This is a genomic window from Catenisphaera adipataccumulans (assembly GCF_014202755.1).
GTDB classification, from domain to species: Bacteria; Bacillota_I; Bacilli_A; order Erysipelotrichales; family Erysipelotrichaceae; genus Catenisphaera; species Catenisphaera adipataccumulans.
The window spans coordinates 275,618-294,951 of record NZ_JACHHK010000002.1; the positions used below are offsets into that span (position 1 = coordinate 275,618).

Genomic DNA, 19,334 nt, shown 5'->3' on the forward strand with positions numbered 1-19,334 from the left:
AAAAACATGGCCATGAAGTTTCGAGCCCATGAAACATTTTTTATCAGAAAGGGTTGGCTCAGCAAAGGCATGCGATATGTATCACAGAAGCCTGATGTTTTTATTGATAAAAACGAAAATCCAATGGATGTTTTAGGCATTGGAACAAACATGGTCAAATCACTCCGTTATTGGCTTCAAGCAGTTGGATTAACGACTGAAGCATCTAAAGGTAGAAGGGTGCAGACTCTTACTGATTTTGGGCAAATTGTTTATCATCATGATCCTTACACAGAAGAACTTGGAACACTATATTTAATGCAATATAAACTAGTTTCAAATGAAAAAATGGCTCCATCTTGGTACTATTTTTTCAATATTTTTTCAATGCAAGAGTTTGTAAAAGATGATTTTGTTGAGCAAATCCAGAATGCTCTTAAAATGCAAGATATGAGTGTGGCTGTACGGTCCCTTGAAGATGACTTTACTTGTATTGTAAATACTTATGTACCAAAATATAAATCGCATCCATCGAAGAATTCACCTGAAAATAACATTACTTGCCCTTTTGGAGATTTGGGTTTAGTAGATATATTAAATAAGAAAAGAAAAAATGTTAGTTATAGAAAGGCAATTCCATCAGTAAAAAGCTTTAATCCTTGGGTTGTTATGGCAGTTATTTCTGAACAAGCAAAAGAAAAAAAAGAGATTAGATTAAATGAATTGTTAACTTCTCCATGCAATATTGGTAAAGTGTTTAACCTTGACTCAATCAGTATGTTGGAGCTTTTACATGAAGTTGAAAAGCTTGGAGAGATTAAAATTATACGAACGGCTGGACTAGATGTCATTCGTATTAATCATGACCGGACATTTGAAGAATGTGTTGAAAATTATTATGATGATATTGAGGGAAGAAATTTATGAGTAAGATGATAACAGTTGAACCAGGTTTTCAATATTCTGTAAATATTGGATATGATCTTAACAACAATGATAAGTTGAAAAGCTTCATACCTACTAGATCGTCGCTTGAGCTTTTAAAAGAAATATTGCTGAGTACGAGACAAGACTCGAATGAGAGGTCAAGAGTACTTATCGGCGCATATGGAAAAGGAAAATCGCACATTATACTTACTATAATGTCTATTTTAATGCAAAAAGATAGAAATCTTTTTGTACATTTAATGCCGAAAATAGAAGAGAATTTAGAACTTAAGCAACTTGTAGATAATTATTATTCAGATCCTCATAATAAGATTTTTCCAGTCATCATTAATGGCGCAACAACTAGCCTGTCACAAGCATTTCTACTTGCTTTGCAAAGAACTCTTGACGAAAATAATTTAGATTTAATGCCAGAGACAAATTATGGGGCTGCTATACAAACAATAGAAAAGTGGAAAGAAAAATATCCTGAAGTTTTTGAAAAGTTCAAAAAAGAAATTAGCGTACCAATTGATCAATTTATCTCTGAACTTGAAGATTACAATGTGGAAATTTACCATGAATTTGAAAAGATTTATCCATCTTTAACAGCAGGAAGTACGTTTAATCCTTTTATTGGACTAGATGTAGTCGATTTATATGAAAGTGTGGCTAAGAGCCTCAAAAAGAGAGGATATCTTGGCATTTATGTGGTTTATGATGAATTCAGTAAATACCTTGAGTCTAATATAACAGAAGCATCAGTAAGCGATACAAAGATGCTTCAAGATTTTGCTGAAAAATGCAATAGGAGCCATGATGCCCAGATGCATTTACTTCTAATTTCTCATAAAGAAATTTCTAACTATATTGATAAGCTGCCAAAACAAAAAGTTGATGGATGGCGTGGAGTTTCTGAACGTTTTAAGCATATACATTTAAATAATAATTTTACTCAAACTTATGAGATTATTTCTTCTGTAATAAAAAAATCACCAAAATTATGGAATAGATTTTGCAATATTCATAAAACGCAATTTGAGGAATTAAATGATCGATATAAAAATCATGCCATGTTTAGTAATTCTGCTGACAATGAGATTAATATTACAATTTATGGATGCTATCCGCTGCATCCAGTTTCGACATATATTCTGCCACGCTTATCGGAAAGAATAGCACAAAATGAGAGGACTCTGTTTACTTTTTTATCTGCGGATGGTCCGTCTACATTGACAGCTTTTCTTAGAAAATATGGAGACAATACTTTTAAGTTGCTCACTCCTGATTTGATTTTTGATTACTTTGATCCAGTATTTCAAAAAGAACCAATCTCAGGAGAAATATATAAAAATTACATATTAACGAAGACGATATTAGAGCAAATTGAGGGCCAAGAATTAGAAACTAAGATCATAAAAACAATTGCGCTAATCTATATGTTAGGACAGTTTGAAATCATTAAACCAACCAAAGATGAACTGGTTGGCATTTTTAGCATGGAATATCCGACTGATAGCATCGAAGAGTCTGTTCAGCATTTGATTAAAGATGAATACGTCATTTATTTAAAGCAGAGCAATGGATATCTCAAATTGAAACAATCTTCTGGAATTGATATTGAGCATAAGATTGAGGACATGATTGCTTCATTAGCAGTTTCATTTTCTTTAAAAGAAGCATTGAATTCATCCAACGTGGATAATTATTTATACCCGTCAAGATATAATGATGAAAAAGAAATGATTCGATATTTTAAATTCGAGTTTATAGAAGAACAGGAATTAATAGAAGACATTGATTGGAATAAAAAATCTGAAAACATTCAAGCTGATGGCATTATTTACGGAATAATTGTGAATAATGGTGAGTCTATTAAATCCATTAAAGAAAAAATTTTAAAAACGAGCAAAAATACAGAAAGATGTATTTTTATTATTCCGAAGAAAGCAGTAAATATTGAAAAGGTCGTAAAACAATATGAAGCTATAAAAATGCTCCGTAATAAAGTTGGGGAAGATTCACTGCTTTTTGAAGAATATGAAGTAATTTATGAAGATCTTCAAGAAGTGATCACTAATTTCATTAGAGGATATACACACCCGGAAGAGTACAAGTCTTTGTATATTTATGAAGGAGAAGAGCAAGTAATAGTACGTAAAGCAGAATTAACTGATCTTGCGTCGAATATTTGCTATCGGGTATTTTATGATACCCCTGTCATTAATAATGAAGCAATCAATAAAAATGAAATTACATCTATCGCAAGAAAAAGTCGAAGAAAAATCATGAATGGTTTGCTCAGAAATAGACTTGAGCCGAAACTGGGACTTATTGGAACTGGACAAGAAGTTTCTATATTACGCAGTACCTTAATTAGAAAAGAAATTTTTATCGATGATGAATCTGGCGTGAGAATTAATCTGTCACCTTCAGATAATAAAATGAAAAAAGTTCTAGATCATATTGTCGCTTTTGTTATACAAGCCAAACAATGTGGATATGTACCTTTTTCACAATTATATGATGAATTAATTTCTCCAGAACATCATATTGGACTTCGTAAAGGAGTAATTCCAATTTATATTGCGGCAGTATTTCACGAATATTATGACGAAATCATAATATTAAATGATTTAGGACAAATTCCATTAACTGCTGATGCTCTACAATCTATTAATGCTTCGCCAGATGAATACAAATTAAAGTATTTGGACTGGGATGAAGAGAAGCAGAAATTTGTAACTAATATTGCTGGTATATTTAACCGCTATGTTATTGATGCAGAAAAAAGTTTAAGTGCATATGAGTTTGCCTCTTTAGCAATGAAGCGCTGGTTTTTAGCACTTCCAAAATATTCCAAGGAAATAAAGAAGATGGGAGATCATCCTGTTGATATTAGGTATAGAAAAATGGCTAAATTGCTAAAACAGAATTTGAGTGGCAACGAACTATTGTTTGAGCGTCTTCCTAAAGCTTTTGGATATCAAGAGTTTAGTGAAGGGTTAGCAGAAAATATTGCAGAAGCTAAGCGGTTTTATGATTCAGCTATCAGCAATCTTAAAGAAAAACTGATATTAGACACAAAAGAAATTTATTCGATTTCTACTAACAGAGCCAAGCTTCAGAAAAGTTCACTTACATCTATCATTAGAGATTGGTGTGAAACACTTGATGATCATGTTTTTGAGCAGTTATTTGATAATGGCACAGATAAATGTTTAGGATTATTTAAGGATGTAACGAATGATGAATATACCTTTATTAATAAACTAGCAAAAATTGCTACTGGTTTACGAATTGAAGATTGGGATGATGAAACGGAAGAGCGTTTTATTAGTAATTTAAAGCAATATAAAGAAACGGCAGAAAACTTCCATACACAAGAGCCTCAAGAACGTTCTGAAACAACTGCTGAGTACGAAATTCATTTCCGTTCTGATGATGGTTCTTCAGAAATAAAGCGTTTTGATAGAGTAGAATCCAGTAAAAAAGGAAAGCTTCTTTACAATTCTATTATGGCTGACATTGATTCCATGGGATATTCAATTTCAGATCAGGAAAAAAGGCAGATTCTTATGGATATATTGAAAAAAATGTGTTGAGGAGATGAAAGAATGGCCTATTTTGATAATGCAGCTACTACATATCCGAAACCAGAATGTGTTTATAAAAACATGGATGAATTCTATCGCTCGGCTGGAGCAAATGCAGGCAGAGGAAACTATCAATTAGCTTTAAGCGCGGGTGAAATGATTGCCGAGACGCGTTCCTTAATCCAGGAACTGCTCCATTGTCCAGCAAAGCAAGTGATATTTGAGCCAAATGCTACAATTGCACTGAATTTGATTATTCAAGGAATTATTCTTGATGGAGCAACGAATGTTTATATCAGTCCATTTGAACATAATGCAGTAACTAGAACGCTTCATCATTTTGAGAAAAATGGTTCGATCAAAGTACATTTATTAAAAGTATCAGATGATTTGCAATACGATTTGGAACGGATTCGCTATCAGTTTGATGAAGTTAAACCAGATTTTGTTATTGTTAGCCATGCTAGTAATGTAATAGGCTTAATTGCTCCAGTTGAGAAAATATTCAATCTTGCAAAAAAATATGGAGCAGTAACCTTAGTTGATATGGCTCAAACTGCAGGATTAGTGGATCTAAACGTTGGGTTGAGCACGATTGATTTTGCAGTATTTGCTGGACATAAAACACTGTACGGCCCTACTGGTATTTCTGGATTTGTCATGAATCCAGAGAAAAAATTTCAGCCTGTAATTTTTGGAGGTACTGGATTTGAATCAGCAAATCAGGATATGCCAAATAGTTTACCACAGCGTTATGAAATGGGTACTTTAAATATTTCTGGAATTTCAGGACTAAATGCAGCACTTAAATGGATTAAGGAAACAACAATAGAAAAAATATGGGATAAAGAGCAGGAACATCGAAATCAATTACTTGATTTGCTTGCACAGTACCCATTTGTCAGAATTGTTGGAAATTCTAAAGAACGGAGGTATGTAGGAATTGTATCTATATTGATTGAAGGAGTCAGCAGTGATAGTGCAGGCCCTATATTTGATCGATGTAATGTGGCAGTGCGCACGGGACTGCAATGCGCTCCTTTAGCGCACAAGTTTATTGGCACACATCCTTCTGGAACAATTAGATTTAGCGTAAACTATTTTACTTCCGACAAGGATTTTGATGAATTAAAGCAGGCATTGGATTACATTGAAATGGAACTATAGAGAGGGTCAATTATGAGTTTGAAAGATCAGCACATTAAAAGTGAATATCGATCATTGGTAGACAATGTAATTCAAGATTTTTATTTACCGCTTTTACATGAAGCCACTTTATATCGTCGTGCGGTAGGTTTCTTTTCATCTTCTTCTTTGATAGAGATATCAAAAGGCGTTGGCGATATGGCACGCAATGGTGGAAAAATTGAAATTATTGCTTCTCCATACCTCTCTGATGAAGATATTGAAGCGATTCATACAGGTTATGATAATCGAGAAAAAATCATAGAAAATGCCTTAATGAGACAACTGACAGATCAATATACAGATTATTTTTCTGTAGAACGATTGAATTTGTTAGCTAATCTTATTGCTGATGGTGTGATGGATATTCGAATCGCATATACTGATAATCATCATGGGTTAGGGATGTATCACGAAAAAATGGGCATCATTGAAGATTTCGAAGGTAATCGAGTTGCTTTTTCTGGCTCAATGAATGAGTCACGTACGGCAATGTCAATAAATTATGAAGCAATTGATGTCTTTTGTGATTGGAGGGGTGAAGAAGCTGAGCGAGTGAATCTTAAGGAAAATGCGTTTACTTCTCTGTGGAATAATGTTGAACCAAATCTTCAAGTATTAGAATTCCCTAAAATTTCCAAAGTATTGATAGAAAAGTATCGAAAAAAAGAGCCAAATTTTGATATTGATCATGAGCAGTTTAGAAAACGTGATAAGATATATGTTGAAACTATGACAAAAGAAGAATGGAAAGTAGCAGAAGCTGGTCCTATTGGACCTAGGGTTCCATATGATATTGAACTGCATGATTATCAAAAACAAGCCATTTCAGCATGGGTTGGAGAAAATTATAGAGGAATTTTTGATATGGCAACTGGTACAGGGAAAACTTATACAGGACTCGGTGCAATTGCCAAGTTGTCGGAAGATTTACGTGATGATTTAGCAGTTATCATTGTGGCGCCATTTAAGCATCTAGTTGAACAATGGGTAGAAGATATTCGCCGATTCAATATGAGTCCTATTGTTGCCTATGGTGACCCCGAATACAAAGATTGGAAGAAAAAGCTTTCGAAGGCTGTATTAGATCAGAAAATAAGATATGATAAAAAGTTCTTGTGCGTGATTTGTACAAATGCTACATTTACAAACCAATTTCTTCAAGAACAGATTTCAAAAATTAAAGCACCAATTCTACTGGTAGTCGATGAGGCTCACAATTTCGGTGCAAAATCATATTCTCGTTTTTTAGATGATCGATTTACATATCGGTTAGCGTTGTCTGCTACACTAGATCGCTATCGTGATGAAGAAGGAACTGCTGTCCTATATAATTTCTTTGGAAAAAAGTGCATTGAATATACACTGGAAAGAGCTATTGAAGAAAAGAAATTAACGCCTTATAAATATCACCCGATTTTAATATACCTATCTGATATTGAACTTGAATCATATGAAGAACTGTCATATGAGATGTCAAAGTGTCTGATAAAGGGCAAGGATGGAAAGTATAAACTGAACAAACGTGGCGAGATACTTGCTTTAAAGCGTTCCCGTATTGTAGCAGGAGCTATACAAAAATTAGATGCATTGAAAAAAGCAATAGAGCCATATAAAAATGACAACAATATTCTTGTTTACTGTGGAGCAACCCGTGTAATCGAAGAAACAGACGATAATCCAGACGATGAAAGCGATATACGACAAATTGAAGCAGTGACAAAAATTTTAGGAAACGAATTAGGAATGAGTGTTGCTAGATTTACTTCTGAAGAAAACATGGAACAACGTTCTATGATTAAAAAGCATTTTCAGGATGGGGATTTACAGGCAATTGTTGCTATTAAATGTCTTGACGAAGGTGTAAATATTCCAAGTATTCGAACCGCATTCATTTTGGCAAGTACAACAAATCCGAAAGAATATATTCAGCGCCGAGGACGAGTATTGCGAAAAGCACCAAATAAGTCTTTTGCAGAGATATATGATTTTGTAACTTTACCAAGACCTTTGGATGCTGTTTCAGGTTTGACTAGCGAACAAGCAAATCGAGATAAAACATTAGTAGAAAACGAACTTGCTCGGATTATAGAATTTGGAAGATTAGCAATGAATTCTATGGAAGCGAATAACCTAATCTGGCAAATAAAAGAGGTTTATCATCTTGATGAGATAGAAGAGGAGCAAATGAAATGAGTAATAATGGAGAGTTAGAAATTAATGAAAAAGCGATCGATCGCTTAAAAAAGACTATAGTTATTAAGGAAAATAGAAATTTAAAAACAGGTTCTTTAAGCGATGCGCAGATGGTTGCATGGATTAAGAAAAAAATTGAGGAGGAAGTCAAATGTTGCTTAAATCAATAAAACTTGAAAACTTCCGACAGTTTAAAAATGAATCTATTGATTTTGCTCAAGGGCAAGATGGTAAAAATGTAACTATTATTTTGGGAGAGAATGGAACTGGAAAAACAACTTTTGCTCAGGCTTTTTTTTGGTGTATGTATGGTGAAACCGCATTTTCAGATAAAGTAATGTTAAATAAAAAAGTTGCCGCGGATATGACACCTGGAGAAGAAAAACTTGTTAAGGTTACTCTTTGTCTTCATCATGGAGAAGTGGATTATAAATTGATTAGAAAACAAGTCTATCACAAGAGTTATTCAAACAATATTAAGGGTGATAATACTGTTTTTGATATTGAAACAAAAGATTCTAGCGGGAATACTAGCTATGTAAAAAAATCGCAGTGCGAATTTGAAGTGAAGAAAATTCTTCCAAAAGAATTATCAAAATATTTCTTTTTTGATGGCGAACGTATTGAAAAAATGAGTAAAGATATTTCTACAGGGAATAAGTCAAATGATTTTGCAGAAGCAGTGAAGGGGTTGCTTGGCCTGAATGGAATGATCAGTGCATTGAGTCATTTCAATCCTCGTAACGGTTACGGTGTCATTAGAAGTTATGAAAAATCTTTTAACAGCAAGAGTAATAAAAAAATAGAAGAATATACACAGATTATTGAAAAGTGTAATAAACGATTAGAAGAAATTAAGGACCAAATTGAAGAATTAGATTCAGAAATAATAGCTGCACAGACTCGTAGAGATGAAAGGACAGCTGAAATCAAGCAATACGAAGAAGGTAAGAAACTTCAAGAAGAAAAAGAGAAGCTTCAAAAAGAAATCCAAGTTATTATCAACTCTCGTGCAAAAGTATATAAAGCAGTTTGTGAAACCTTTAATGTATCGACATATTCTTTTTTCTCGCTTTCTCTAATAAAAAGAGCATTAGAATTACTTGCAGATCATGATTTTGGTGGCAAAGATATTCCATTTATGCATCAAAAGACAGTTGAGTACCTGTTAGCAAGAAAAGAGTGCATTTGTGGAACACATTTAGATGAAGGTTCAATTCCATACAATAAATTAAAAGAACTTATGAATTATCTTCCACCTAAATCACTAAGCACTACTGTTTTTGATTTTAAAAGAGAGGCTAAAACGAGGGCTGGTAGATTGAAAAATGTTCATGCAATGATTCAAGAAGATTTAGCCATAATTAGTGAACAGACAGATGAAATTATCGATCGGGAAGATGAACTAAACAGGATTGAAAGAAAATTAAGTAGTAAAGATGTACAAGCGAAAGTTAGAACAATACATAATGAGATTCAGCTGTGTAATGAAACAATTACAAAGAGCAATATTGCAAGAGATGAACTGAATATAGAGAGAGGCGGTATCGAAAAAGAAAGGAAGCGGGCCGATTCTGAACGAAATAATTTAACTATTTTAGATGAATCGAATAAAAGGACTCAGATATATTTAAATTATGCAAAGCGTATATATGAAGAACTTGATAATGATTATAAGACTAGTGAGCTAAAAGTTAGGACAAAACTTCAAAGTACTATAAATGATATTTTTAAGCAAATTTATGAAGGCGACTTGTCGTTAAATATCGATGAAAAATATCACATAAAGGTACTGGTAAATGACTATGAAGGAGAAGTAGAAACGTCGACTGCTCAAAGCATAGCTGTAATATTTGCTTTTATCACAGCAATAATTAAAATGGCAAGAGAGAATCAAAACAATGAAGAGAATAAGTTGCTTTCATCAGAACCATATCCGCTCGTAATGGATGCACCGTTGTCTGCGTTTGATAAGAGAAGAATTAAAACAGTTTGTGAGGCTCTCCCTAGGACGGCAGAACAAGTGGTTATTTTTATAAAAGATACTGACGGAGAACTTGCGGAAAAATATATGGGCGATAAAATAGGCAGCAAGCATCTGCTTGAAAAAAAGAATGAATTTGAAACAATATTGATTTAAGGAGAATGGAAATGTTTGATAAACAATATAGGTTTAAGGGAAAGCACGCTCAACGAGTGGATATGCTGACAAGCTCATTTGATGAGATAAGTAGCGCAAAATTGTTTGATCGTAATGTTGACGTCTATATAAATGCTCCTTTGATTGGATTTTTGTATGGAAGAACAGCAGAACTAGACAATACTAAAAATCCTGAAACGGGTCAAGTTTATACTCAAAATATTATGGGTGATAGGGTTATTTATTCAAGTGAGGAACTGATGTTTAATTTTCGTCTCATCATGTTGCTGGACACAAATTATGAGCCAAATGAAGAAAAACGTATTAATAAAGCATTTAGAAATATGGGCGAGGATCCAAAAGATGAGGAACGTTTTGATAGTTACGTTCGTGGCGGAGTAGATGTACTTTACGAAAAACTAATCGAGGGTTCAAATGAACCAAATGCATATATTTATCGATTATTTGATTTTATTGAAGAATTTCAAGAGCGATTTAATAGTGAGATAAAAAGTGAAGATATTTTAAATCTTTGTATGAAGTAGTAAGAGGGTGAAGGGAATATGGGAAGCGACTATAGAGAACAGGCGTATAGCTACCTGATTAAACTATCAGAGCAAAAAGGTTATGTTCTCTTTGATGATATTATGAGCAGTGCTGATAGATGGTCTCTTTCCATAGAAGATGTAGATTGGCTTTCAAATACGATTATGATGCGAGGAATTATAGTCTATGATACAGCACCATCAAATATACAAGACAGTGATGAATATGATGATTATGCGCAAACTGACTATAATGAGACATTCAAACGAGTAATTGAAATAGATCCTTCATTAAAAGATTTCATATATAAAATCAAAAATATTAAACCGCCGCAAATGCGTGAAATGGCACAGCTTAAGTATCAGCTTAAAGAAGGAAATGCGTTTGCAAGACAGAGGGTCATTGAAATGCATTTGCGTATTGCCGTACGTGTTGCCTTACAAAGAGTAAAAGAATATGATTGCGATATGGCAGATACATTACAGGATGCATGCGTTGGCTTGATATATGCAGCTGATAAATATGATCCGGATTCTAATGGATCTTTTAGCTCATATGCTTCACTATGGATTTTGCAAAATATTTCGAGGACACAAGTATCTCAAAGAGCTCTGATATATTATCCTTTTCATAAAAAAGAGAGTTATTTTTCCATATATCCACTATTGAAATCTTTAGGATATGATTATAATGAACTGCTTACGTCTGAAGAGGTTTTGAAACTTGTTCAAAAAAGACTTAATTGTGGTGTAGAACAAGCAAAAGATGCCATATACCAATGCATACCATTAGAGTCTATTGACACTGCATATAAAACGTTTATAAAAAGTAATTATTATTCAAAAACAAATAATTACAAAAATAGATGCTTCTGCATAGAGGATTTTTCTGACAGAGTAATTGAAAAATGTGTAGAAGATGAATTTCAAGAAATTATTAAAATGTTAAAACCTCGGGAACAATTTGTGATTAAGGAAAGATTTGGTTTTGAAGACGGAGATGAAAAAACTTTAGAAACGGTTGGAAAAATGCTTGGTATCACAAGAGAAAGGGTAAGGCAAATAGAGTCTAGAGCATTGAAAAGATTGAGTGCCATATGCAAAGAAAGAAATTTTGAGATTTATTGATGGCTCAGAAAAATATTTTATTTTTTTGTTAGTATTTACTAAGATTTGAAATATCTATATTATCATTTTATTAGTCAGCAGAAAATTGATTATTTATTATGACAGTAAAAAAAATAGGTTGGAACTAACTTTTATTAATATTTCTATAATTTAAAGAGATAAAGCATTGTCTTTAATTTGACGGTGCTTTTTTATTTTTAACACTTTTATAAGTGCACTGCCGAATCTATAGATAAAATGAAATGATGTACTTTGTTGCTGTATTGACGTTACTAATAGAAGTATACCGAAAAGCGTAATGTGTATTCCAACCTACTTGTTTACCAGGCAATCAAAGTTTAGAAATTGTTCAGATTTGACTAAACGCAAATTAATATCTGTCTTCTATAGTATGGATGATCTGATAGGAGATCTATACATGGAGGTATGGATATGGAAATACAAATCTTAAATACAATTCAAAATATGCGGACACCATTATTGGACGTCCTCATGCCATTGATTTCCAACGGCATCGTGGTGTGGTTCCTGCTTCCGGTGATCCTGTTCATTCGCAAAAGCACCAGAAAGGCAGGCCTGATCATTTTCGCGGCGATCTTGTTGGATATCGTGCTCTGCAATCTTGTCATGAAAAATGTATTCCAGCGGATCCGTCCTTGTGATGTCAATACCGCGGTCACGCTACTTGTACAGCGGCCGACGGATTATTCGTTCCCGTCCGGTCATACCGGACTGTCCTTTGCGGCAGTCAGCGGACTCTGGTATTCCGGTGTGCATAAGAACTGGCGGATCCCGGCACTGGTCTTCGCGTGCCTGATCGCCTTCTCAAGACTGTATCTGTATGTTCATTATCCGACCGACGTTCTTGCCGGCGCTGCCGTCGGCGTGCTCTGCGGCTGGATGGCCTACAAATTTTTTCAGATGCATACATTCAAAAGATGCCCGGAGATTTCGAGTCATGCGGCGGGGCTGAAAAGCTGAGGATGTGAAATCTTCGAGGATTCAGTGAAAAACGTGGAAACGAATGAGAAAGTGTGACATGATAATGATAAGAAAATTATCATGCTTAAAGATCAAATGAGTATGGAAGGAAATAAAATGATAGAACGTATAAAAACACATCGAATTCAATCGGTGAAAAGCCGGATCTTTTATCTGAATGCGCTGATGACGCTGGTCACTGTTGCGATCTGCGGCGGGATCGGCGTGATCTGTGTAAAACTATATTGGGATCAGGAAGAAAGGGTGCTGAAAGATGCGCTGGACAGTCGCATTGCCGAACATGAAGCAGAAAGACTGATCGAGAACCTGACGGTGCACAATGGCTGGTTTATTCTCGCGGCCGTCGTATTTGCGGCGCTCTCGATCTTGACGTTGATTCTGGTCAGCCGCTTTTTCTCGATGATCCTCACCAAAAAGATCATGGAACCGTTGGATCTGCTCGAACAAGGTGCCCAGCGCATCCGGGCCAACGATTATTCCGTTCCGGTCGTTTACCAGGGCGACAAAGAGTTTGAACAGGTTTGTGACGTGTTCAACGGCATGCAGCAGCATTTAAAAGAAGAAAAAGAAAAGAACGCGCGCTATGAGAAGGCCCGCCAGGAAATGGTGGCCGGCATCTCGCATGACCTGCGAAGCCCGCTGACCGCGATCCGCGGAGCGGTCAAAGCCATGATTGACGGCGTCGTCAAAGAGCCGGAGCAGCAGAAAAAATTCCTGCAGGCAGCCTATCGCCGCAGCGGCGAGATGGATACATTGCTTAGTGAATTGTTCTATTTCTCAAAACTGGAGACCGGCGGTATTCCGGTGCAGGTCCAGGAACTGAATCTTTCAGAATATCTGCGGAATTATATCGATGCGAAAAAGGATCTGCCGGATTATGCGGATGTTGAATTTACCTGTGATCTGCCGGAAGAAGAGCTCAAACCGGCCCAGGCCGATCCGGAAGCTCTGCAGCGCATACTGGACAACATCTTATCGAACAGTAAAAAATACGCCGGTGTCTCCCCGCTGCGCTTCTATGTATCGCTGCAGCAGGAAGAAGACGGTCAGAGAATTCTGATCCAGGATAACGGCGGCGGCGTGCCGAAGGAGAAACTAGGCCGTCTGTTTGATGAATTCTACCGCGTCGATGAATCCCGCGGCCGGAAAGAGGGCAGCGGACTCGGCTTGTATATTGTAAAATATCTCTGTGAAGCGATGGGCGGTCAGGTCAGCGCCGATATGGAGAGCCACTGCGAAGGCTTCGGCGGCCTGGCAGTAAGCTTTGTGCTGAAGGAAGGAGAGATCCAGGATGGCGGAGAAGGACAGAATACTGATCGTTGAAGATGATGAAGACATCAGCATGATCGAGGAAACCTACCTGCAGTCGGCCGGTTATGAGACCACCGTACTGCGAAACGGGGAGAACATTCTGTCCTACATGGAAGAGCATCCCTGCGATCTGGTCCTGCTTGATCTGATGCTTCCGGGGAAAAACGGCTATGAAATCTGTGCAGAGATCCGCAAGAAGTACGATCTGCCGATCTTGATGGTGACGGCGCGCAATGAATCCATCGATAAGGTGCGCGGCTTCAACATCGGTGCCGACGATTACATCCCGAAACCGTTTGACCCGATGGAACTGACCGTACGGGTGCGTGCCAATCTGCGGCAGTATCACCGCTTAAAAGAAAATGCCGGCAAGACCAGCACGCCAGAGGAAAACGCCGTGCCGGAGATCCAGATCGGGGATCTGCGCATCCAGCCGGACAGCTGGCGCGTATTCAAAAAGGATCAGGAGATCCGCCTGCCCAACCGTGAATTTGAGCTGCTGAAGTTCATGGCGCAGAATCCCAATATTGTTTTCAGCCGCGAACAGCTGATGGAAAAAATATGGGGCTATGATTATGTCGGGGATACCTCCACGATCATGGTGCATATCAACCGCCTTCGCGAAAAGATCGAAGATGACCCGAAAAATCCGAAGATCCTGGAGACCGTATGGGGTGCCGGCTACCGCCTGAACAAAAATCCAGAATAAAAAGATAAAGAATTAAGAGATTGTTTAGAATCCTCCTGCAGGCTGTTTAGTTCTGACTGCTAAGATTTGGATGATCCGGAAAGAGATGTTCCGAATCACAGTCAGTTACAGAGAAAACAGCCTAAGGAGGAGATTTTTATGTCAAAATCAATAGTGAAAGAAGCAGCAGACGGATTCTGCATGGCGCTGGCCGACAGCGTTCCCGGAGTTTCCGGCGGAACCGTCGCGTTTATTTTAGGATTCTATGATCATTTCATCGGTTCGATCAATCAGCTGGTATTTGGAAATAAAAAAGCAAAGCTGCAGGGCCTGCGGTACTTAGTAAAACTGGGCATCGGCTGGGTCATCGGCATGGGCCTTGCGGTCATCGTGCTGAACGCTCTTTTCGAACAGCACATCCACTTTGTCAGCTCGTTGTTTATCGGCTTTATTCTCGGTGCCCTGCCGGTCGTATGCATGGATGAAGCGAAGACGAACCGGAAGTGGCGAAAGGGCATGCCGTTCTTGATCCTGGGCATGCTTCTGGTCATCGGCATCACGGTTCTGAATACGCAGTCGGCAGCCGCTGCCATGAATTTGTCCGCCTTCAGCGCCGGACTGGCCGTGAAGCTCTTTCTGATCGGTATGGTTGCGATCAGTGCGATGTTCCTACCGGGCATTTCGGGATCGACCATCCTGCTGATCTTCGGTGCGTATATGCCGATCATGAGCGCACTAAAGGATCTGATGCATTTCCAGTTTGCCTGCCTGCCGGCGATCGTGATCTTCGCCTGCGGTATTCTTGCCGGGGCAGCCAGCGTTGTCAAACTGATCCAGGCCGGCCTTTCCCATTATCGTCCGCAGATGATCTACTTTATTTTGGGCATGATGCTCGCTTCCTTGTATGCGATCGTGATGGGACCGACGACCCTGGACGTGCCGCAGGCACCGCTGAGCTTTTCGAACTTCAGCTTCTTAGCCTGCGTGATCGGCATCGTGCTGGTGATCGGCATGCAGGCGGTAAAGCTGCATGAAACCAGTCAGCCAGAACGACTGGCACAGGAGAAAAATTAACAGAGAAAAAGCGATGGCAACATCGCTTTTTTTTAGAAGAAACAATGCAGACCGGCATCCAGGAAGACCTGCCGGTAGGCAGTCAGATCTTCCGGATGAAGTGCTTTTTGCCCTTTCAGTGAATAGCTGCGATTTAAAAAATCGTATTTCTTTTCTCCCATCTGATGAAACGGCAGCAGCTGCACCTCCTTGGATCCGGCTGAAACGATCAGCTTCGCAAGCCCCTGGGCATCCCTCAGCGAGTCGTTAAATCCGGGGATAACGGGGATACGGGGCAGGACCGGTATGCCGCTTTGGATCGCCCATTTCAAATTGGCCAGGCTCTGTTCATTGCGGACACCGGTTCCGGCCCGGTGCTTGTCGGGATCATAGTGCTTGACATCAAAAAGCAGCAGATCGAACATCGGGGCAAGTTCATGAAAAATTGTTTCCGAAACCGCGCCGGTCGTTTCGATCGCAAGGTGGATCCCTTTTTGCTTCAAGGCTGGAAGCAGTTGTTTTAAAAATTCCGGCTGGCTCATGCCCTCCCCGCCGGAAATTGTCACCCCGCCGCCGCTTTCTTCGTAAAAATCCACATCCTGCATGCAGATGTCGACGACTTCCTGCACGGAGCGCATCTCACCTTCATGGCTCAGGGCCCTGCCCGGACAGGCCTTGGTGCAGGCCAGACAGCCGCCGCACTTCTCATCATCGATATCGATATGATTGTTTATTTCGCGGACCGCGTGCCGCGGGCAGGTGCGGATGCAGGTATGACAGTGCACGCACTTGGATGCATCATAAAGGATCTGGACCTTGGCGGACTGTGATTCCGGATTGGCACACCATTTGCACCGAAGCGGACAGCCCTTCAGAAAAACGGTCGTACGGATCCCCGGACCGTCATGAATACTGAATTTCTGTATATTGAAAACAATGCCTTTCTGCACGGCTGCACCTCTGCTTTCCGTCATCAAGATATCATACTCATTTCAAAAAGTAAACAATAATATTACGAATGAAAGTAAAAATCATTTTATAAATAATATTTAATTGACATTAATGGGAGGTATGATAGTATAAAAATACGAACGAAACTTATTGATATTTCAATAGAAATATAAGGAGGAGCTATGGAGAACGCAGAACATTTTGGAACATTGACCGAACGCATGAAAAATTTCCGCGAAGAAGTGCTGGATGAAAAACCATATATCGATGCCCAGCGGGCCATGTTGGTCACGGAAACATACCGGAAAAACCAACATTTGCCGCGCGTGCTGCTGCGCGCCGAGATGCTGAAGAACATCCTTGTCAATATGACGATCTACATCGAAGACAAGACGCTGATCGCCGGCAATCAGGCAGGCAAGAACCGGAACGCACCGATCTTTCCGGAATACACGATGGAATTCGTGATGGATGAGCTTGATACTTTCGAAAAGCGGGACGGCGACGTTTTCTATATAACGGAAGAAACCAAAGAACAGCTGCGCAGCATTGCGCCGTTCTGGAAGAACAATACATTGCGCGACCGCGGGGAAGTGCTGCTCCCGGATTGTGTAAAAGTGTTCATGGAAACAGGATTTTTCGGCATGGAAGGCAAGCTGAATGCCGGGGATGCGCATCTGGCTGTCAATTATCAGCGCGTTCTGAAAGAAGGGCTTCACGGCTATGAACAGCGGGCTAAAAAGCTGCAGGATGAACTGGATCTGACCGATCCGGATGCGATCGATAAAAATATTTTTTATCAGGCGGTCTTAATCGTGATCGATGCGGTGAAAAATTTTGCGCACCGCTACAGCGAATTGGCTGAAGAACAGGCAGAACATGCCGAAGGTGCACGGCGGGAAGAGCTGCTGATGATGAGCCGCATCTGCGATAAGGTACCGTATGAACCGGCTGAAACCTTCTGGGAAGCGGTTCAGTCGGTCTGGTTCATCCAGCTGATCCTTCAGATCGAATCCAACGGCCATTCGCTCAGCTACGGCCGGTTTGACCAATATATGTATCCCTACTATAAAAAAGACATTGAGACCGGTACGATGACAAAAGATGAAGCTTTGGAGCTGCTCTCGAACCTGTGGATCAAAAGCCTGACGATCAATAAGGTCAGAAGCCAGGCGCACACCTTGAGCAGCGCAGGATCACCGATGTATCAGAACGTGACGATCGGCGGGCAGACACCCGATAAAAAAGATGCGGTCAATGCGCTCTCGTTTGCCGTCCTTCAGTCCGTGGCACAGACGCGGCTGACCCAGCCGAACTTGACGGTCCGCTATCATAAAAATCTGAATAAACGTTTCTTCGATGAATGTATTGAAGTGGTCAAGCTTGGTTTTGGTATGCCGGCCTTCAATAACGATGAAATCATCATCCCTTCATTTATTTCATATGGAGTCAAAGAGGAGGATGCTTACAACTATTCAGCCATCGGCTGCGTGGAAACTGCGGTGCCGGGCAAATGGGGCTATCGTTGTACCGGCATGAGCTACATGAACTTCCCGCGCATCCTGCTGGCAGCCATGAACAACGGCGTCGATCTCACAAGCGGCCGGCGATTTACGAAAGGATACGGCTTTTTCAAAAACATGACCTCGTATGATGAACTCATGACAGCGTGGGATCAGACCGTGCGCGAACTGACCCGTTACAGCGTCATCACGGAGAATGCGATCGACAAGGCCTCGGAACGAGATGTACCGGACATCCTCTGTTCGACACTGACCGATGACTGCCTGAGCCGCGGCAAGACGATCAAAGAAGGCGGTGCGGTATATGATTTTATTTCCGGGCTGCAGGTGGGCATTGCCAACATGGCCGACAGTCTTGCCGCCATCAAGAAACTGGTGTTCGAAGAAAAACGGATCACACCGGAGCAGCTGTGGAACGCGATCCTGGATGATTTCACCGCGCCGGAAAACCAGAAGATCCGGGAAATGTTGATCCATGAAGCGCCGAAATACGGCAATGACAATGACGACGTGGATCGACTGGTGATCGATGCCTATGATTCATATCTGGATGAGATCAAGAAATATCCGAATACGCGCTTCGGCCGCGGTCCGATCGGCGGCATTCGCTACGGCGGCACATCCAGCATCTCCGCCAATGTCGGCCAAGGCATGGGCACAATGGCAACACCAGACGGCCGGCACGCGCATGAACCGCTGGCAGAAGGCTGTTCTCCGGCACACAACTGTGATAAAAACGGCCCGACTGCCGTATTTAAATCCGTGTCCAAACTGCCGACAGAAAAAATCACGGGCGGCGTGCTGCTCAACCAGAAAATGACACCGGCCATGCTTTCGACGGCCGAAAACAAACAGAAACTGGAAATGCTCATCCGCACATTTTTCAACCGCCTGCATGGCTACCACGTCCAATACAACATCGTTTCCCGCGAAACACTGCTGGATGCCCAGGCACATCCCGAAAAGCATAAAGACCTGATCGTCCGGGTGGCCGGATACAGTGCTTTCTTCAACGTTCTGTCAAAAGTGACCCAGGATGATATCATCGAACGAACAGAGCAGACGCTTTGATACATACCTCCGGCTGGATGACCAGCCGGAGTTTTTAGT

Annotated in this window: 14 protein-coding genes; 13 read left to right on the top strand and 1 reads right to left on the bottom strand. The window is 39.8% G+C overall.

Annotated elements, in window-relative coordinates; translation table 11 throughout:
• Positions 1 to 6: 6 nt before the first annotated feature.
• The 12 genes from HNQ47_RS03425 (at position 7) to HNQ47_RS03480 (ending at position 15,771) form a co-directional block, all read left to right on the top strand.
• Positions 7 to 906 carry a DUF4007 family protein gene (locus HNQ47_RS03425; protein ID WP_221247970.1) on the top strand — a complete coding sequence of 300 codons (900 nt, stop codon included), beginning with the start codon at positions 7 to 9 and terminating at the stop codon, positions 904 to 906.
• Positions 903 to 4,511: a restriction endonuclease subunit S gene (locus HNQ47_RS03430; RefSeq protein WP_183327550.1), complete on the top strand. Its 3,609-nt coding sequence runs from the start codon at positions 903 to 905 to the stop codon at positions 4,509 to 4,511. The genes HNQ47_RS03425 and HNQ47_RS03430 overlap by 4 nt, the downstream gene beginning before the upstream one ends.
• 12 nt (positions 4,512 to 4,523) lie before the next feature.
• Positions 4,524 to 5,669 (top strand): aminotransferase class V-fold PLP-dependent enzyme, encoded by a 1,146-nt coding sequence (locus HNQ47_RS03435; RefSeq protein WP_183327552.1) that lies wholly within the window; start codon positions 4,524 to 4,526, stop codon positions 5,667 to 5,669.
• A 12-nt stretch (positions 5,670 to 5,681) separates the two neighbouring features.
• Positions 5,682 to 7,883, top strand: a complete 2,202-nt coding sequence (locus tag HNQ47_RS03440) for a DEAD/DEAH box helicase family protein (RefSeq protein ID WP_183327554.1) — start codon at positions 5,682 to 5,684, stop codon at positions 7,881 to 7,883.
• A complete protein-coding gene (locus tag HNQ47_RS03445) occupies positions 7,880 to 8,053 on the top strand; it encodes a hypothetical protein (RefSeq protein WP_183327555.1) in 174 nt (57 codons plus the stop codon). The genes HNQ47_RS03440 and HNQ47_RS03445 overlap by 4 nt, the downstream gene beginning before the upstream one ends.
• Positions 8,035 to 10,023 (top strand): AAA family ATPase, encoded by a 1,989-nt coding sequence (locus tag HNQ47_RS03450; protein WP_183327557.1) that lies wholly within the window; start codon positions 8,035 to 8,037, stop codon positions 10,021 to 10,023. Before HNQ47_RS03445 ends, HNQ47_RS03450 begins: the two co-directional genes overlap by 19 nt.
• An 11-nt stretch (positions 10,024 to 10,034) precedes the next feature.
• Positions 10,035 to 10,568, top strand: coding sequence for a hypothetical protein (locus tag HNQ47_RS03455; RefSeq protein ID WP_183327559.1), 534 nt, complete (start codon positions 10,035 to 10,037; stop codon positions 10,566 to 10,568).
• Between the two features lie 18 nt (positions 10,569 to 10,586).
• Positions 10,587 to 11,696 carry a sigma-70 family RNA polymerase sigma factor gene (locus tag HNQ47_RS03460; protein ID WP_183327561.1) on the top strand — a complete coding sequence of 370 codons (1,110 nt, stop codon included), beginning with the start codon at positions 10,587 to 10,589 and terminating at the stop codon, positions 11,694 to 11,696.
• A gap of 432 nt (positions 11,697 to 12,128) precedes the next feature.
• Complete coding sequence (locus HNQ47_RS03465; RefSeq protein WP_183327563.1) at positions 12,129 to 12,677, top strand: phosphatase PAP2 family protein; 549 nt, start codon at positions 12,129 to 12,131, stop codon at positions 12,675 to 12,677.
• 117 nt (positions 12,678 to 12,794) lie between these two features.
• The gene (locus HNQ47_RS03470; protein ID WP_183327565.1) at positions 12,795 to 14,021 is read left to right on the top strand and encodes a sensor histidine kinase; all 1,227 of its coding nucleotides are present in this window, start codon (positions 12,795 to 12,797) and stop codon (positions 14,019 to 14,021) included.
• Entirely contained in the window at positions 13,990 to 14,718 is a 729-nt protein-coding gene (locus HNQ47_RS03475; protein WP_183327567.1) for a response regulator transcription factor, read from the top strand. Before HNQ47_RS03470 ends, HNQ47_RS03475 begins: the two co-directional genes overlap by 32 nt.
• Positions 14,719 to 14,856: 138 nt before the next feature.
• Positions 14,857 to 15,771, top strand: coding sequence for a DUF368 domain-containing protein (locus HNQ47_RS03480; RefSeq protein WP_221247972.1), 915 nt, complete (start codon positions 14,857 to 14,859; stop codon positions 15,769 to 15,771).
• 32 nt (positions 15,772 to 15,803) lie between these two features.
• Here the strand turns inward: HNQ47_RS03480 and HNQ47_RS03485 are convergent, their stop codons facing one another.
• Positions 15,804 to 16,724: a glycyl-radical enzyme activating protein gene (locus tag HNQ47_RS03485; RefSeq protein ID WP_221247980.1), complete on the bottom strand. Its 921-nt coding sequence runs from the start codon at positions 16,722 to 16,724 to the stop codon at positions 15,804 to 15,806.
• A 159-nt stretch (positions 16,725 to 16,883) separates the two neighbouring features.
• Between HNQ47_RS03485 and HNQ47_RS03490 the strand changes: the two genes are divergently transcribed.
• Positions 16,884 to 19,295: a glycyl radical protein gene (locus HNQ47_RS03490; protein ID WP_183327569.1), complete on the top strand. Its 2,412-nt coding sequence runs from the start codon at positions 16,884 to 16,886 to the stop codon at positions 19,293 to 19,295.
• Positions 19,296 to 19,334 lie beyond the last annotated feature (39 nt).

What these genes read in the sequence shown, in the direction of transcription:
- HNQ47_RS03425 (WP_221247970.1), top strand. Translation starts at nt 7, where the DNA reads ATGGCCATGAAGTTTCGAGCCCATGAAACATTTTTTATCAGAAAGGGT.
- HNQ47_RS03430 (WP_183327550.1), top strand. Translation starts at nt 903, where the DNA reads ATGAGTAAGATGATAACAGTTGAACCAGGTTTTCAATATTCTGTAAAT.
- HNQ47_RS03435 (WP_183327552.1), top strand. Translation starts at nt 4,524, where the DNA reads ATGGCCTATTTTGATAATGCAGCTACTACATATCCGAAACCAGAATGT.
- HNQ47_RS03440 (WP_183327554.1), top strand. Translation starts at nt 5,682, where the DNA reads ATGAGTTTGAAAGATCAGCACATTAAAAGTGAATATCGATCATTGGTA.
- HNQ47_RS03445 (WP_183327555.1), top strand. Translation starts at nt 7,880, where the DNA reads ATGAGTAATAATGGAGAGTTAGAAATTAATGAAAAAGCGATCGATCGC.
- HNQ47_RS03450 (WP_183327557.1), top strand. Translation starts at nt 8,035, where the DNA reads ATGTTGCTTAAATCAATAAAACTTGAAAACTTCCGACAGTTTAAAAAT.
- HNQ47_RS03455 (WP_183327559.1), top strand. Translation starts at nt 10,035, where the DNA reads ATGTTTGATAAACAATATAGGTTTAAGGGAAAGCACGCTCAACGAGTG.
- HNQ47_RS03460 (WP_183327561.1), top strand. Translation starts at nt 10,587, where the DNA reads ATGGGAAGCGACTATAGAGAACAGGCGTATAGCTACCTGATTAAACTA.
- HNQ47_RS03465 (WP_183327563.1), top strand. Translation starts at nt 12,129, where the DNA reads ATGGAAATACAAATCTTAAATACAATTCAAAATATGCGGACACCATTA.
- HNQ47_RS03470 (WP_183327565.1), top strand. Translation starts at nt 12,795, where the DNA reads ATGATAGAACGTATAAAAACACATCGAATTCAATCGGTGAAAAGCCGG.
- HNQ47_RS03475 (WP_183327567.1), top strand. Translation starts at nt 13,990, where the DNA reads ATGGCGGAGAAGGACAGAATACTGATCGTTGAAGATGATGAAGACATC.
- HNQ47_RS03480 (WP_221247972.1), top strand. Translation starts at nt 14,857, where the DNA reads ATGTCAAAATCAATAGTGAAAGAAGCAGCAGACGGATTCTGCATGGCG.
- HNQ47_RS03485 (WP_221247980.1), bottom strand. Translation starts at nt 16,724, where the DNA reads ATGACGGAAAGCAGAGGTGCAGCCGTGCAGAAAGGCATTGTTTTCAAT.
- HNQ47_RS03490 (WP_183327569.1), top strand. Translation starts at nt 16,884, where the DNA reads ATGGAGAACGCAGAACATTTTGGAACATTGACCGAACGCATGAAAAAT.